This is a genomic window from Streptomyces capillispiralis, from assembly GCF_007829875.1.
Classification (GTDB): domain Bacteria; phylum Actinomycetota; class Actinomycetes; order Streptomycetales; family Streptomycetaceae; genus Streptomyces; species Streptomyces capillispiralis.
The window spans coordinates 4,470,222-4,485,684 of record NZ_VIWV01000001.1 but is presented as its reverse complement, the minus strand read 5'-3'; the positions used below and the strand labels follow the sequence as shown (position 1 = coordinate 4,485,684).

Here is a 15,463-nt window from a genome sequence, read left to right as displayed (position 1 = left end):
CGCCCGTCCCGGCCCCCGCCCCGCCCGTCTCAGTCCAGCACCGGCAGCAGGTCCGGCAGGTGCCCGTCCGATGCCTCCGCCGTGCGGCGGCGCTCCTCGGGGACCTCGCCGTAGAGGGTGGTACGGGGTTTCGCCGGCCGGCCGGCCGCCTCCGCCACCGCGACGAGGTCCTTGACGGACTTGTAGGAGCCGTAGGAGGAGCCCGCCATGCGGGAGATCGTCTCCTCCATCAGCGTGCCGCCGAGGTCGTTCGCGCCGGAGCGCAGCATTTCGGCCGCGCCCTCCGTGCCCAGTTTCACCCAGCTCGTCTGGATGTTGGGGATGTGCGGGTGCAGCAGCAGCCGGGCCATCGCCGTGACCGCGCGGTTGTCGCGGACCGTCGGGCCGGGGCGGGCGATGCCGGCCAGGTAGACGGGGGCGTTGGTGTGCACGAAGGGGAGGGTGACGAACTCCGTGAAGCCGCCCGTCCGCTGCTGGATGCCGGCCAGCGTCCTGAGGTGCCCCAGCCAGTGGCGGGGCTGGTCGACGTGGCCGTACATCATCGTCGAGGAGGAGCGGATGCCCAGCTCGTGGGCGGTCGTCACCACCTCGGTCCAGGTGGCCGCCGGGAGTTTGCCCTTGGTCAGGATCCAGCGGACCTCGTCGTCGAGGATCTCCGCCGCCGTGCCGGGGATGGTGTCCAGGCCCGCCTCCTTGGCCGCCGTCAGCCACTCGCGGATGGACAGGCCGGTGCGGGTCGCGCCGTTGACGACCTCCATCGGGGAGAAGGCATGCACGTGCATGCCGGGGACGCGTTCCTTCACCGCCCGCGCGATGTCGAAGTAGGCGGTGCCGGGCAGGTCCGGGTGGATGCCGCCCTGCATGCAGACCTCCACCGCGCCCACGTCCCACGCCTGCTGGGCGCGGTCGGCGACCTGGTCCAGGGAGAGCGTGTAGGCGTCGGCGTCGGTGCGGCGCTGGGCGAAGGCGCAGAAGCGGCAGCCGGTGTAGCAGACGTTGGTGAAGTTGATGTTGCGGGTGACGATGTAGGTGACGTCGTCGCCCACCGCCGCCTTGCGGACGTCGTCCGCGATCCGGCACAGGGCGTCCAGCGCCGGGCCGTCGGCGTGCAGCAGGGCGAGGGCCTCGGCGTCGGTGAGCCTCGTCGGGTCGTCGGCCGCCGTGCGCAGGGCCTCGCGGACGTCGGTGTCGATGCGCTCGGGGACCATGCCGGGGGCGGCGGCCTCGCGCAGGGCGTCCCAGTCGCCGTAGACCTCGTCGAAGTCGTCGCGGCGGTCGCCGGTGCGGCCCTCGGTGTCGATGGTGCGGTGCAGGTCGGTGCGGCCGCTCGCGGTGAACGCCTCGTCCGGCTCCTGCCAGGGCAGGCCCTCCGGGAGGGCGCCGGGGCGGGCGAGGCCGGTGTCGGGGTCGGCGAGGGCGGCGACGTGCGGGCGCAGCCGCGGGTCCAGCCAGGGTTCGCCGCGCCGGACGAACTCCGGGTAGACGCAGAGGCGTTCACGCAGCTCGAAGCCGGCGGCGCGGGACTTCTCGGCGAGTTCGTCGATCCGCGGCCAGGGGCGCTCGGGGTTGACGTGGTCGATGGTGAGCGGGGAGACCCCGCCCCAGTCGTCGATGCCGGCCGCGATCAGCCGCCCGTACTCGGCGTCGACCAGGTTCGGCGGGGCCTGGAGGCAGGCGGACGGGCCGAGGACGTGCCGGGCGACGGCGACCGTGGCGACCAGGTCGTCGAGTTCCGCGTCCGGCATGCCGCGCATCGCGGTGTCCGGCTTGGCGCGGAAGTTCTGGATGATCAGTTCCTGGATGCCGTGGTGGGCGCGGGAGATCTTCCGGAGGGCGAACAGCGACTCGGCGCGCTCCTCGTAGGTCTCGCCGATGCCGATGAGGAGGCCGGAGGTGAAGGGGACGGAGGAGCGGCCCGCGTCCTCCAGGACCCGCAGGCGCACGGCGGGTTCCTTGTCCGGGGAGCCGTGGTGGGGGCCGCCCGGCTCGGACCACAGACGGGTCGCGGTGGTCTCCAGCATCATGCCCATGGACGGCGCGACCGGCTTGAGGCGCTGGAAGTCGGTCCAGGTCAGGACGCCCGGGTTGAGGTGCGGGAGGAGTCCCGTCTCCTCCAGGATCCGGATGGAGATCGCGCGGACGTAGGCGATCGTGTCGTCGTAGCCGTGCGCGTCGAGCCATTCGCGCGCCTCGGGCCAGCGGTCCTCGGGCTTGTCGCCGAGGGTGATGAGGGCTTCCTTGCAGCCGGCGGCGGCGCCCCTGCGGGCGATGTCCAGCACCTCGTCCGGCGACATGAACATCCCGTGCCCGGCGCGGCGCAGCTTGCCGGGCACGGTGACGAACGTGCAGTAGTGGCACTTGTCCCGGCACAGCCGGGTCAGCGGGACGAAGACGCTCTTCGAGTACGTGATGACACCGGGCCGGCCCGCCGCCTCGAGCCCCGCGTCCCTGACCCGGGCGGCCGAGGCGGACAGGTCCTGAAGGTGCTCACCGCGCGCCTGGAGCAGCACCGCCGCCTCGGAGACGTCCAGGGAGACGCCGTCCCGGGCACGTTTCAGGGCACGTCGCAGGGAGTTCTCGGTCGGGCCGCCGGTTCCGTGGGTCGCGGAAGTCGTCATCCCTTGAGCATACGTTCGGGGTGATCAGGCCCCGTTGCCGTCCACGAACGGCTGGAGCGCGTCCAGCGCCCGCAGCACCCCGGCCTCCCCCTCGGGCGGCAGCTGCGCCACGACCTCCTCGATGCCCAGGTCCGCGAAGTGGGCCAGCTTGCCCGCGCTGGGGCGGACGGCGTAGGGGACGACCTGGAGGGCGCCGGGGTCGCGGCCCGCGTCGGCCCAGGCGGTGCGCAGCACGGGCAGCGACTCCGACAGGCCGCGCCCGCCGATGGGCAGCCAGCCGTCGGCGTACTCGCAGATGTGCGCGAACAGCTTCGGGCCGGCCGCCCCGCCGACCAGGGTGCGCGGGCCGGTGACCGGGCCGCGCGGCTTCTGCACCGGCTTGGGGTGCGCGAAACTGGCCCGTACGCCGCCGAACTCCCCCTCGTACGCGGTGGGTTCCTCCGCCCACAGGGCCCGCATCAGGGCCATGCGGTCCCGGACCAGTTCCCGTCGGGTGCGCCACTGCACTCCGTGGTCGGCGGCCTCCTCGACGTTCCAGCCGAAGCCCAGCCCGAGCGTGAAGCGGCCGCCGGAGAGGTGGTCCAGGGTGGCGGCCTGCTTGGCCAGGTCGATCGGGTCGTGCTGTGCGGCGAGGGTGATGCCGGTGCCGACGCCGAGCCGCTCGGTGACGGCCGCCGCCTGCCCGAGCGCGACGAAGGGGTCCAGGGTGCGGCCGTACTCGCGGGGCAGGTCACCGCCCGCCGGGTACGGGGTGGTCCGCTCGACGGGGATGTGCGTGTGCTCGGGCAGGTACAGCCCGGCGAAGCCGCGCTGCTCCAGCTCGCGGGCGAGCCGGGTGGGGGTGATCGTCTCGTCGGTGAGGAAGATCGTGACGGCGATACGCATGGGCGGCCTTTCGTGCACGGACGACGACTCGTCGGGCCCGCCGGCGTCCCGCCGTCACCGGCGAGGGGCACCGGTGCCGACGACGCCCACCGACGGCGACACCTCATCCATACCGGCGCGCGCCCCATCTGTCCATACCGACCGGTCGGCATCGGCGCGGTCGGGTCGCGGCCGCCACCACGCGGCGGACCGGCGGCGGCTGCGCTTTCCCTTCCCTTGCACGGCAGTTCACCCCTCCATACAAAGGTTGCACCGCACCACCCCGCACCACCCACGCCCTGTCATCACCGACACCCTGGGAGCAGCAGCATGTGCGAGGAGCACCACAGCGGGATGGGACGGCGCGCCGTCTTCCTGACGGGCGCCGCCGCCGCGCTTACGTTGGGAAGCGTGAACTTCGCTTCCGCGGCGGACCGCGACGGCCGGGAGACGAGGACGGTGCGCGGCACCCTCCCGCCGGGCGCCCCCGACTTCGTGTACGTCCCCGTCGAAGTGCCGGACGGGGTCCGCGAGATCAGGGTCGCCTACTCCTACGACAGACCGGCCGTGCCGGCCGGCACCACCGGCAACGCCCTCGACATCGGCATCTTCGACGAACGCGGCACCGCACTGGGCGGCCGGGGCTTCCGGGGCTGGTCCGGCGGGGCGCGCACGGAGTTCTTCCTGCGCGCCGACGACGCCACCCCCGGCTACCTCCCCGGCCCCGTCCGCGAGGGCACCTGGCACATTGCGCTCGGCCCCTACACCGTGGCCCCGCAGGGACTGTCGTACGAGATCACCGTGACGCTGACCTACGGGGAGCCCGGTGAGGCGGTGCGGCCGGTGTACCCGCCGGAGCGGGCCAGGGGGCGCGGGCGGGCCTGGTACCGGGGCGACTGCCATCTGCACTCCTGGTACTCCGACGGCCGCCGCACGCCCGCCGAGATCGCCGCGCTCGCCCGCGCGGCCGGGCTGGACTTCATCAACAGCTCCGAGCACAACACGCACTCCGCGCACGCCCACTGGGCCGACGCCGCCGGGGACGACCTGCTGGTGCTGCTCGGCGAGGAGGTCACCACCCGCAACGGTCACGTGGTGGCGGTCGGCACGGACCCCGGCACCTTCGTCGACTGGCGCTACCGCGCCCGCGACAACCGCTTCGGCCGGTTCGCCCGGCAGATCCGGCGCGCCGGGGGCCTGGTCGTCCCCGCCCACCCTCACGCCACCTGCATCGGCTGCGCCTGGAAGTTCGGGTTCGGCGAGGCGGACGCCGTGGAGGTGTGGAACGGCCCCTGGACGCCCGACGACGAGGTGGCGCTCGCCGACTGGGACGGCATGCTGGCCGCGTCCGTGCGGGAGGGGCGGGACTGGATCCCGGCGATGGGCGGCAGCGACGCCCACCGCGACCCGGACGTCGTCGGCCGCCCGCAGACCGTGGTCCTCGCCGACGACCTGACCCGTGAGGCCATCCAGGACGGCATCCGCGCGGGGCGTTCCTACGTCGCCGAGTCCCAGCACGTCTCCCTCCGCTTCACCGCCTCCGGCGGGCGGGCCGAACACGCCGGGATCGGCGAGCGGCTGCGGGTGGACCACGACATCCCGGTCACCGTCCGCCTGGAGGTCAGCGGCGCCCCGCGCTGCACCGTCCGCCTGGTGACCGACCAGGGCGTGCTGCACACCGGCGCCCCGCTGCCGGTGTCCGGGGCGGGGGTGGTGGAGTGGCGCACCACCGCGTCGTACGCCGCCTACGTACGCGCCGAGCTGCGGCACGAGACGGCCCTCGGCCCGCTGCCCGGCGCCCTGGCGGCCTTCACCAACCCGATTTTCCTGGGCCGCCGGGAGGCCCGTCCCTCCCGGGCCGCCGGTAGGCTCGTCGCACGATGACCTCTCGCGCCGAACGCAAGTACCGGGCCGTCACGGCCTTCCAGCGCCGGATCGGGAACCCGGTCCTGCGCCGGCTGCCGTTCCAGACCCTGCTGGAGACCACCGGCCGGGTCTCGGGCCTGCCCCGCCGCACCCCCGTGGGCGGGCGCCGGGTCGGGGACGCGTTCTGGCTGGTGTCGGAGTTCGGCGCACGGTCGCAGTACGTCCGCAACATCCAGGCGGACCCCCGGGTACGGGTGCGCGTCCGGGGCCGCTGGCACACCGGCACCGCCCGTCTCCTGCCCGACGACGATCCCCTCGCCCGGCTGCGCGCCCTGCCCCGCCTCAACAGCGCCGCCGTGCGGGCGTTCGGCGCGGGGCTGCTGACGGTGCGGGTGGATCTGGACGGCTGAGGGCGAAGATGTGTGGGCTCGGTGGCGGGCCGCCGCGCCCCATGTGATCGCCGTCTCGCACGGCTGACGCACCCGCCCGGAAGAAGGCAAACTGGCCTGGTTGCTGAGGATGCATAGGGGGACTGCATGGACGGTGTGCCGCGGGTACCGGAGCAGCGGCGTCCCGGCTCCTCGGAGCCGCGGGCGCTGCGCTTCGGCGTGCTCGGCCCGGTGCGAGCCTGGCGCGGCGACGAACCGGTCGCCACCGGCAGCCCACAGCAACGCGCGCTGCTCGCCGCCCTCTTGCTGCGCGAGGGCCGTACGGCGACGGCCGCCGAGCTGATCGACGCGCTGTGGGGCGACGAGCCGCCGTCGCAGGCGCTGGCGGCGGTCCGCACGTACGCCTCGCGGCTGCGGAAGGTGCTCGACCCGGGCGTGCTGGTCAGCGAGTCCGGCGGCTACGCGGTGCGCGGGCTCGGCGAGGGGGCGCTGGACCTCGCGGTCGCGCAGGAGTGGGCGGCGGAGGCGGAGAAGGCGCGCAACACCGGCGACCTGTGCCACGCGCGCGACGTGCTGAACCGGGCGCTGTCCCAGTGGGACGGCGAGACCCTGGCCGGGGTGCCGGGGCCGTACGCGGAGGCGCAGCGGGTCCGGCTGGAGGAGTGGCGCCTCCAACTCGTCGAGACGCGCCTGGACATGGACCTGGAGCAGGGCTGCCACGCGGAGGCGGTGTCGGAGCTGACGGCGCTGACGGCCGCGCACCCCCTGCGGGAGCGGCTGCGCGAGCTGCTGATGCTGGCCCTGTACCGCAGCGGCCGCCAGGCGGAGGCCCTGGCGGTGTACGCGGACACCCGCCGCCTGCTCGCCGACGAGCTGGGCGTGGACCCGCGCCCCGGGCTCCAGGAGCTCCAGCAGCGCATCCTGCGGGCCGACCCGGGTCTGGCGGAACCCTCCGCGCCGATGGCGGAGCCGGTGGCGGCCCCGGTCCGCCCGGCGCAACTCCCGGCGACGGTGCCGGACTTCACGGGGCGGGCGTCCTTCGTGCGGGAGCTGAGCGAGGTGCTCGCGTCGTCGTCCGGCTCCGAGGGGCAGGTGATGGCGGTCTCCGCGCTGGCCGGCATCGGCGGCGTCGGCAAGACGACCCTCGCGGTGCACGTGGCCCACCAGGCACGGACCGCCTTCCCCGATGGGCAGCTGTACGTCGACCTCCAGGGCGCCCGCGCCCGCTCGGCGGAACCGGAGACGGTCCTGGGCTCGTTCCTGCGCGCCCTGGGCACGGCGGACTCGGCGATCCCGGACTCGCTGGAGGAGCGGGCGGCGCTGTACCGCTCCGTGCTGGACGGCCGCAGGGTCCTGGTGCTGCTGGACAACGCGCGCGACGCGGCGCAGGTACGCCCCCTGCTGCCCGGGACGCCGGGCTGCGCGGCCCTGGTGACCTCCCGGGTGCGGATGGTGGACCTGGCCGGGGCCCACCTGGTGGACCTGGACGTGATGTCGCCGGACGAGGCGCTGGCCCTGTTCACGAAGATCGTGGGCGAGGAGCGGGTGGGCTCGGAGCGCGAGGCCGCGCTGGACGTGGTGGCGGCCTGCGGTTTCCTGCCGCTGGCGATCCGCATCGCCGCCTCCCGGCTGGCGTCCCGCCGCACCTGGACGGTCTCGGTGCTGGCCGCCAAACTGGCCGACGAGCGCCGCCGCCTGGACGAACTCCAGGCGGGCGACCTGGCGGTGAAGGCCACCTTCGAGCTGGGCTACGGGCAGCTGGAGCCGGCGCAGGCCCGCGCCTTCCGCCTGCTGGGGCTGGCGGACGGACCGGACATCTCGCTCGCTGCCGCGGCGGCGGTGCTGGACCTGCCGCCGGAGGACACCGAGGACGTACTGGAGTCCCTGGTGGACACGTCCCTGCTGGAGTCGGCGGCGCCCGGCCGCTACCGCTTCCACGACCTGGTGCGGCTCTACGCGCGTGCGTGCGCGGAGCGCGACGAACAGCCGCCCACCGAACGGGAGGCGGCGCTCTCGCGGCTGCTGGACTTCTACCTGGCCACGGCGGCGGGCGTGTACGCGATCGAGCGGCCGGGGGACCGGCTGGTGGAGGACCTGGAACTCACCGAGTACCCGGGGCTGCGCTTCGCCCACGGCTCCGCGGCCCTGGACTGGCTCTACAGCGAGGCCTCGCCCCTGCTGGCCTGTGTGCAGCAGGCCGCGGGCACCGGCCGGCTGCGGCGGGCGGTGGACCTCCTCTGGGCGGCCAAGGACCTCACCGAGTCGGGGGCCAACTCGCACCAGTACGAGGCGACGGCGCGGGCGATGTGCGACGCGGCGCGGGACTCCGGCGACGCCCGCGCGGAGGGCCGGGCCCGGACCACGCTGACCAACGTGCTGCTGGTCTACGGCCGTATCCAGCAGGCCGCGGAGGAGGCGCACCGGGCCATGGAGCTGGCGGCCTCGGTGGGCGACGCGACCGCGGTCAGCTGGGTCGCCAACGACCGGGGCCTGATCTGCCTGCACCAGAGCCGGTACGCCGACGGGGAGTCCTTCTTCAACCAGGCGATCGAGGGGCACCGCGCCGCCGGCAACCGGCTCGGTGAGGCCGTCACGCTCGCCAATCTCTCGCGCGCCTACCTGGGCCTGGGCAACGTCTCCACGGCCGTGTCCATCGCCCGGCACAGCCTCGCCGTCCACTCGGAGCTGGGCCGGCCCATGCGGCGCGCCAGCGCCCACTTCGCCCTCGGTCTGGCCCTGGCCAAGGCGAGCCGGCACACCGAGGCGCTGGGCCAGTTCACCGACGCCCAGGACATCTTCACCGAGCACCGCCAGCGGCTCTGGGTGGGCAACACGCACTTCCGGATGGCCGAGGTGCACCTCGGTGCCGCCCGTCCCGCGCAGGCCGCCCAGCACGCCGAGCAGGCCCTCGCGCTGGGCTGTGTCGGCGGGGACAGGATGCGGGGGAACGTCGTGGCCCTGCTGGGCCGGGCGCTCGCCGCGCTCGGCCAGGCGGACCGGGCCAAGGCCTGCTGGCAGGACGCCCTCGGCCTGTACGAGCAGTGCGGCGCCGCCGAAGCCGGGGAGATCCGCGCCCTGTTGAACGGCGCGTCGACGGCCTGAGCCGGCCCGCTCCCGGGCGGTGCGCCCGGGCGTTCAGCATTCGTTTATCGGGGTCCGCCACTCTCGAACCAGTCGGACCGTCGCGTCGGGGGGCAGGCGGTACGACAGGGGCCGGACCGGTTAGGGTGCGGCTCCGAACGCCCGTCCGGTAGTCCTCGGGGGAGCTACCGGACGGGCGCAGCCGACTCGTTACGACCACAGGAAGTCAAGTCGATGAGCGACACGAAGAAGGACGCGGACGCCACCACGCAGGACAACAGCATGCCCACGCCGCCGGCGGACGGGGACGTCACGACGCTGGACAACAGCATGCCGAGCGAACCGGCCACGGGGGAGGCCGTCACCACCCTGGACAACAGCATGCCGGCCCCGCCGGCCCTGGACCTCGACGGCGGCAAGTAGCCGTCCTTCCCGCACGGGGATCGGCCGCGGCGGCGCGGAGGGGGAGCCGCCGCGGCCGAGGCGTGTCCGCGGGTGCCCAGCGGTGGGCCCGGGGTCAGACGGCCGGCGGCGCGTACGGTTCCGGGTCGCAGTCGGCGACCCGGCTCGCGGCCGTGGCGTCGCCGATCTCCACGCGGACCGTCACCGTGTCGCTGCCCGGGACGAGGACGTCCTTCACGGGGGCGGTGACCTCCGCGCCGGAGGCGTCCCGGAAGGTCACGGTGACGGTGAACGAGCCGGTGGTGGCGTTGGGGTTGGTGACCTCGACGGTCGCGTACGGGGCCGTCGGCGAGGCGCAGTCGACCAGTTCCACCGTGGCGTCCTGGTCGGCCGGCGAGGTGTCCGCGCCGGCGTCGCCGCTGCCCGTGTCGTCGTAGTCGTCATCGTCGTAGTCGTTGTGCGAGCCGCCGGAGCCCGACGAGTCGTGGTTCTGGCTGGAGCTGCTGCACCCTCCGCCGCCGCCCGACCCGTCACCGCCGCCGCTGCCGCCGCCCCGGCCGGTCGAGAAGCCGGTGAGGGTGAGGACGACGAGCGCCGAGACGGCGGTGAGCCTGAGTGTGTTCCCCCGGGAATTCATGCCCGACAGCCTAGCGATCTTCGTGTCACGAGCATGTCACTGCCTGGCGACCGTCGCGTACCCGGCGTAGCGTCTGCGGTGAGAGCGGCGAACGGGCCGCTCCCCGCAGCGGCGGCCGCCGTCCGGCACCCCTTCCGTGCACCGGCACGACGGCCGTCCCGCAGCGCGCGCCCCGCGCCGCCGGCATGATCCGAACGACAGGCCCTGACTAAGCGGTGCGTGCGGTGCCCGTCCCCTTCTCCGCGTCCAGCGCGTACACACAGCGGTCCTTGCTGCACGCGTACACCACGCCGTCCCGCACCACCGGTGAACCGGTGATCTCGCCGCCGGTCGCCAGCTTCCAGCGCAGGCGGCCGTCGTCCGCCTTCAGGGTGTAGAGCAGGTGGTCGCTGGAGCCGAAGTGGATGCGTCCCTCGGCGACCGCGGGGGCGCCCACGATGTCGCCGCCGGACTGGAAGCGCCACTTGGGCGTGCCGGTGACCGCGTCCAGCGTGTAGAGGCCCTTGCCGCTGCCCACGTGGACGTGGCCGGCGGCGACCAGGACCGGTTCGGCGGAGGAGCGGGCCTCGGTGGCGATGCGCCAGCGGTCGCGGCCGTCGGTGGCGTCCAGGGCGTAGACCGTGCCGAGGTAGTCGGCGAGGTAGACACCGCCGCCGGTGACGGCCGGGCCGGGGACGAAGGCCGGCGGGGCGAGGAAGACCGCCGGGGCCTCGAAGTGCCAGCGCACATGGCCGCCGGCGATGTCCAGGGCGAGGACGCGGGTGCCGGCGCAGACGTAGGCGTGGCCGTCGGGGGCGTGGGTGACGCGGACCGGGACACCGCCGCAGGAGGCGGCGTCGCCGATCGGGTACGACCAGCGCTCGTCGCCGGTGCGGGCGTCCAGGGCGCGCAGCCGGGCGTCCTGCCACACGTAGACGGTGCCGTCGTGGAGGGCCGGGCCGGCCTCCGGGGACTCGAAGTCGGTCTGGCAGCCGGTGACCTCCCACAGCTTCTGCCCGGTGGACGCCTCCCACCCCTGGACGCCGCCGCCGCGCGTGCCGGTGACGACGGTGCCGCGCTCGGCCTTGAGGGAGTACACCCAGGCGTCCGTGGAAAGCCGCCACAGGTCGCCGCCCTCACGCGCGTCCAGGGCGAACAGGGTGGGCCCGTCGGAGGCGTGGATACGGCCGTCGGCGACCGCCATCGACCAGGCGACGTCCCGGGTCTTGAAGCGGCGCCGGCCGGTGGCGACGTCGAGGGCGTGCACCTCGAAGGAGGTGACGTAGACGAGGTCGCCGTCGACGGAGGGGGTGCCCCAGACGTCGTTGGACATGCGGAAGCGCCACGGGCGCCAGCCGCCGGGCTGCTCCGGCGGCGCGGCCGGAGCCGGTACGGCCGGGTCGGCGCCGTTGACGCCGGGGCGGGGCTTGGACCAGGTGGCGGCCAGGGCGGCGGTCGCCGGGGGTGCCTTGACGGCGGCCGCGCGCGTGTCGGCGACGCGCGGGCCGGGACCGATGGGCACCATCGCGCCCGCCAGCCGCACCGGGCCGGTGTCGGGGCTGCCCACGGGCGCGGGCGGCGACGGCGGCGGGGGCGGGACGACGGGGTCGTGCCGGGGCGGCGGCGGCACGTGGGGGCGGGCGCCGCCGGCGCTGCGGCCGGCTCCCGCGGGCCTGGCCGCCGGACGGCCGCCGCGGCGCGCCTCGATCAGGCTCACCGCCCGCTCGGGCAGCCAGGCCGAGGCCGTGCCGCTGTCGTCGGAGCCCGAGCCGAACAGGTGCGGGGCGAGCTGTGCCTGGAGGTCGGCCGGGTTGGGCCGGGCCGTGGCCTCCATCTGCATGCACGCCTCGATCAGCGGGCGCAGCTCGTCCGGGAGGCCGTCGAGGTCCGGGCCCTCGCGCAGCAGCATGAAGACGGTCTCGACGGGGTTGGCGCCGTGGAAGGGCGGGTGCCCCGTGGCGGCGAAGACCAGCATCGAGCCCAGGGAGAAGACGTCGCTCGCGCCGGTGACGCTGCGGGAGTCCTTGGCCTGCTCCGGCGACATGTAGGCGGGGGTGCCGACGGCGACGTTGGTCATCGTCAGCCGCGTGTTCGACACACCCGAGGCGATGCCGAAGTCGATCACCCGGGGCCCGTCCTCGACGACGAGGACGTTGGAGGGCTTCAGGTCGCGGTGGACCAGCCCGGCACCGTGGATCGACTGGAGCGCCTCCGCGACCCCCGCCGCGAGCCAGCGCACCGCCTGGGCCGGGAGCGGCCCGCACTCGTTCACTATCTCCTCGAGGGAGGGCGCGGGCACGTACGCGGTGGCCAGCCACGGCACGGCGGCGCGCGGGTCGGCGTCCACCACGGCCGCCGTGTAGAAGCCGGAGACCGCGCGCGCCGCCTCCACCTCGCGTGTGAAGCGGACGCGGAACAGCTGGTCCTCGGCCAGTTCGGTCCTGACGGTCTTGATCGCCACGCGCCGGCCGGACGCCGAGCGCGCGAGATAGACCAGCCCCATGCCGCCGGCTCCCAGCCGTCCCAGCACCTCGAACGGCCCGATACGCCGCGGATCGTGCTGCGTCAGCTGATCCACCACTTGCCTGCCACCTCCCCGTACGAGTCGCGCCACCACCTGTGCACGCGACCGAAGTGCAGCGTCTCACCACCGCACCGCCATGGCGGCACGCACCCCGATTCTTCCTGTCCGGACGCCCGGTTGCGAACCGGCCGACAAATAGGGTGTCCAGGTTTACATACGACACCACGGGCGCCCGGGTGGGTCCGTGGCCGGCCCGGCGTGCCCGTTCAGCGGCGCAGCAGCGCGAAGGACGCCCCCTGATTGTCGGTGACCACGGCCGCGGTGCCGTAGGACGTCTCGAAGGGCGGGACCTGGACCCGGCCGCCGAGCCGGGTCACCTCCCGCAGGCCGGCCCCGAGGTCCTCGGCGGCGAAGTGGACCAGGAAGTGCGGCGGCATCTCGGCGGCGAAGACCTCCCCGACCGGTGCGCGGCCGAAGTCCGGGTCGGCGTCCGGACCGAACAGGGCGTCGTGGAAGAGGCCGCCGTAGAAGGTGTTGGCCGTCTCGGTGTCCCGCGTGTAGAGCTGCACCCAGGCGAAGGTGCCCGGCTCGTGCCGGCGGCCGAAGCCGGGGGTCCGCCCGGCCTGCCAGAGGGAGAACACGGCCCCCTCGGGGTCGGTGACCAGCGCGGTGACGCCCAGGTCGCCGAAGGGCGCCGGGGGCGAGACGACCTGCCCGCCGCCCGCGCGGATCCGGCGGCACAGCGCCTCGGCGTCCGGGGTGGCGAAGGACACCGTCCACACGGTGGGCAGCCGGCCGTCCGTCTTGCGCGCGAGGGAGGCGACGGGTTCCCCGTCCCGCAGCGCGCGGACGGTCCCCTGGGGCTGGTCCTCGAAGGTCCAGCCGAAGAGCTCACCGTAGAACCGCCGGCCCGCCCCGACGTCCGGAAGCTGCGCGTCCACCCAGCAGGGGGTGCCCTCCGGGTACTCCGGGGCGCTGTACTGCGATGCCCTGTTTTCGGCCATGCCGCCAAAGTAGCCGCGTCGCGCGCACCCCGCAGACCAGGCACACCAGCCTCCGGGAACCCGCACACCCCATTTGCACTCGGCCGAATAGCGCTCAGATCACCCGTCGGTAAGCTGACGGCATGACAGGACAAGTGCGTACCGTCGACGGCCGCGTGGCCGGCCGGCGTGGGCAGGCGACCCGGCAGAAGCTGCTCGACTGCCTCAGCGAGATGCTCGGCTCGTCCCCCTACCGGGATGTCAAAGTCATCGACGTCGCCCGCCGCGCGGGGACTTCCCCGGCGACCTTCTACCAGTACTTCCCGGACGTCGAGGGCGCCGTCCTGGAGATCGCGGAGCAAATGGCCGCCGAGGGCGCCGGGTTGGCCGGGCTCATGGAGGGCCGCTCCTGGGCCGGCAAGGCGGGCTGGCAGACGGCGCAGGAAGTCGTGGACGGCTTCCTGGAGTTCTGGCGGAAGAACGACGCCATCCTGCGCGTGGTGGATCTCGGCGCCGCCGAGGGCGATAAACGTTTCTCCAGACTCCGTACGAAGATCCTCAGCTCGGTGAACAGCTCGCTGGCGGACGCCGTCACCGAGTTGCAGTCCAAGGGGCGGGTCGACAAGGACGTGAACCCGGCGGCGATCGCCGGTTCGCTGGTGGCGATGCTCGCGGCGGTGGCCTCGCACCAGAAGGCCGTCTCCTCCTGGGGCGTGAAGCAGGCGGAACTCAAGCCCAGCCTGGCGCTGTTGGTGCACCTGGGAGTCACCGGCAGAAAACCCTCCAAGTAGCCGCCCGGCGGCACCCACTCCTCTCGCGGCCACCCAAGTCCTGTCATGCGGGCGGCGGTCCACCCCGGTGGACCGCCGCCCGTCGCGTTGCGCGGGGCGCGCGGCTCCGCTACGCGGGCAGCGGGCGGTCCTTCACCACGTGCTTCATCACCAGCGTGGACGTCAGCCGCTGCACACCCGGCAGCGTGGCCAGGCGTTCGTCGTAGAGCCGCTGGTAGGCGGCCAGGTCGGCGGCGACCACCCGCAGCAGGTAGTCCGGTTCCCCGAACAGCCGCTGCGCCTCCAGCACCTCCCGCACCTCGCCGACCGCCCGCTCGAACTCCAGGACCGTCTCCCGGTCCTCCTGGCGCATGGAGACGAACACCAGCGCCTCGAAGCCCAGCCCCACGGCGGCCGGCTCCACCACCGCCCGGTAGCCGCTGATCGCCCCCGACCGCTCCAGTTCCCGCAGCCGCCGGTGGCAGGGCGAGACGCTGAGCCGCACCCGCGCGGCCAGCTCGGTCACGGTCAGCCGCCCGTCCTGCTGGAGCTCGGCAAGAATCTTCCGGTCCATGTCGTCCATGGGGAAAATCCTCCCCCGAAATCCCCCTGACCGGGGAAATTATGGGAACACTTTCGGGGCATTCCCGCCTAATCTCACCGGCATGGACTCCGCGACCCTCCTCTCCTTCCTCGCCCTCGACCTGATGCTGGTGTGCGTACCGGGTGCCGACTGGGCGTACGCGATCTCGGCCGGGCTGCGCGGACGGTCGGTGGCCGCCGCCGGCGGCCTGGTGACCGGCTACGCCCTGCACACGGCGCTGGCCGCGGCGGGGCTCGCGGTCCTGGTCGCCGGCTCGCCGGTGCTGCTCACCGTGCTGACCGTGGTGGGGGCCGGGTACCTGGTGTGGCTGGGCTGGAGCGTGCTGCGCCGGCCCGGCACCCCGGGCGCGGACGGGACCGCCGGCGCGGAGAGCGGCGTCCGGGCCTTCCGGCGCGGGGCCGCGATCAGCGGCCTGAACCCCAAGGGCCTGCTGCTCTACCTCTCCGTCCTGCCGCAGTTCCTGGTCACGGGCGACGGCGCGCGGCTGCCGGTGCCGGCGCAGACCGTCGCCCTGGGGCTGCTGCACATGGCGTGCTGCGCCGTCGTCTACCTCTCGGTCGGCCTCGCCGCCCGCGCCGTCCTCGGCGCCCGCCCGGCGGCGGCCCGCGCGGTCGTACGGACCTCGGGGGCCGCGATGCTCGGGATCGGCGCGTTCCTGCTGGTGCAGCGGCTGGCGACGCTGTAGCCGCCCCGGCCGGCGGGCCGCGCGGCGGCGGGCCGGGGCGGCCCGGGCGCGGCGGACGCAC

The 15,463-nt window shown here is 74.4% G+C and carries 12 protein-coding genes; 6 read left to right on the top strand and 6 right to left on the bottom strand.

From position 1 onward, the window contains the following. Nucleotides 1-29: 29 nt before the first annotated feature. The gene (locus FHX78_RS19470) at nt 30-2,618 is read right to left on the bottom strand and encodes a bifunctional FO biosynthesis protein CofGH (RefSeq protein WP_145868700.1); all 2,589 of its coding nucleotides are present in this window, start codon (nt 2,616-2,618) and stop codon (nt 30-32) included. Between the two features lie 24 nt (nt 2,619-2,642). After that, nucleotides 2,643-3,503 (bottom strand): LLM class F420-dependent oxidoreductase, encoded by an 861-nt coding sequence (locus FHX78_RS19465; protein ID WP_145868699.1) that lies wholly within the window; start codon nt 3,501-3,503, stop codon nt 2,643-2,645. Nucleotides 3,504-3,812: 309 nt separating this feature from the next. On the opposite strand from FHX78_RS19465, the gene FHX78_RS19460 reads away from it, so the two are divergent. The 4 genes from FHX78_RS19460 (at nt 3,813) to afsS (ending at nt 9,241) form a co-directional block, all read left to right on the top strand. Continuing rightward, nucleotides 3,813-5,366 carry a CehA/McbA family metallohydrolase gene (locus FHX78_RS19460; protein WP_145868698.1) on the top strand — a complete coding sequence of 518 codons (1,554 nt, stop codon included), beginning with the start codon at nt 3,813-3,815 and terminating at the stop codon, nt 5,364-5,366. Beyond that, nucleotides 5,363-5,758 carry a nitroreductase/quinone reductase family protein gene (locus FHX78_RS19455; protein WP_145868697.1) on the top strand — a complete coding sequence of 132 codons (396 nt, stop codon included), beginning with the start codon at nt 5,363-5,365 and terminating at the stop codon, nt 5,756-5,758. The genes FHX78_RS19460 and FHX78_RS19455 overlap by 4 nt, the downstream gene beginning before the upstream one ends. A gap of 126 nt (nt 5,759-5,884) precedes the next feature. After that, nucleotides 5,885-8,839 (top strand): SARP-family global regulator AfsR, encoded by a 2,955-nt coding sequence (gene afsR, locus FHX78_RS19450; RefSeq protein WP_145868696.1) that lies wholly within the window; start codon nt 5,885-5,887, stop codon nt 8,837-8,839. A 213-nt stretch (nt 8,840-9,052) separates the two neighbouring features. Further along, nucleotides 9,053-9,241, top strand: a complete 189-nt coding sequence (gene afsS, locus FHX78_RS19445; RefSeq protein ID WP_145868695.1) for a regulatory protein AfsS — start codon at nt 9,053-9,055, stop codon at nt 9,239-9,241. A 94-nt stretch (nt 9,242-9,335) separates the two neighbouring features. On the opposite strand, the gene FHX78_RS19440 is transcribed toward afsS, so the two are convergent. The 3 genes from FHX78_RS19440 to kbpA form a co-directional block, all read right to left on the bottom strand. Beyond that, nucleotides 9,336-9,857, bottom strand: a complete 522-nt coding sequence (locus tag FHX78_RS19440) for a hypothetical protein (RefSeq protein WP_145868694.1) — start codon at nt 9,855-9,857, stop codon at nt 9,336-9,338. Nucleotides 9,858-10,065: 208 nt separating this feature from the next. Next, nucleotides 10,066-12,417 carry a protein serine/threonine kinase AfsK gene (gene afsK, locus FHX78_RS19435; protein ID WP_145868693.1) on the bottom strand — a complete coding sequence of 784 codons (2,352 nt, stop codon included), beginning with the start codon at nt 12,415-12,417 and terminating at the stop codon, nt 10,066-10,068. 209 nt (nt 12,418-12,626) lie between these two features. Beyond that, entirely contained in the window at nt 12,627-13,364 is a 738-nt protein-coding gene (gene kbpA, locus FHX78_RS19430; RefSeq protein WP_167531804.1) for an AfsK-binding protein KbpA, read from the bottom strand. Between the two features lie 122 nt (nt 13,365-13,486). On the opposite strand from kbpA, the gene FHX78_RS19425 reads away from it, so the two are divergent. Continuing rightward, a complete protein-coding gene (locus FHX78_RS19425; RefSeq protein ID WP_229923881.1) occupies nt 13,487-14,134 on the top strand; it encodes a TetR family transcriptional regulator in 648 nt (215 codons plus the stop codon). 109 nt (nt 14,135-14,243) lie between these two features. Here the strand turns inward: FHX78_RS19425 and FHX78_RS19420 are convergent, their stop codons facing one another. Next, nucleotides 14,244-14,696, bottom strand: coding sequence for an Lrp/AsnC family transcriptional regulator (locus tag FHX78_RS19420; RefSeq protein WP_145868692.1), 453 nt, complete (start codon nt 14,694-14,696; stop codon nt 14,244-14,246). Nucleotides 14,697-14,778: 82 nt separating this feature from the next. Between FHX78_RS19420 and FHX78_RS19415 the strand changes: the two genes are divergently transcribed. Continuing rightward, nucleotides 14,779-15,402, top strand: a complete 624-nt coding sequence (locus FHX78_RS19415) for a LysE family translocator (RefSeq protein ID WP_145868691.1) — start codon at nt 14,779-14,781, stop codon at nt 15,400-15,402. The last annotated feature ends 61 nt before the right edge of the window (nt 15,403-15,463 follow it).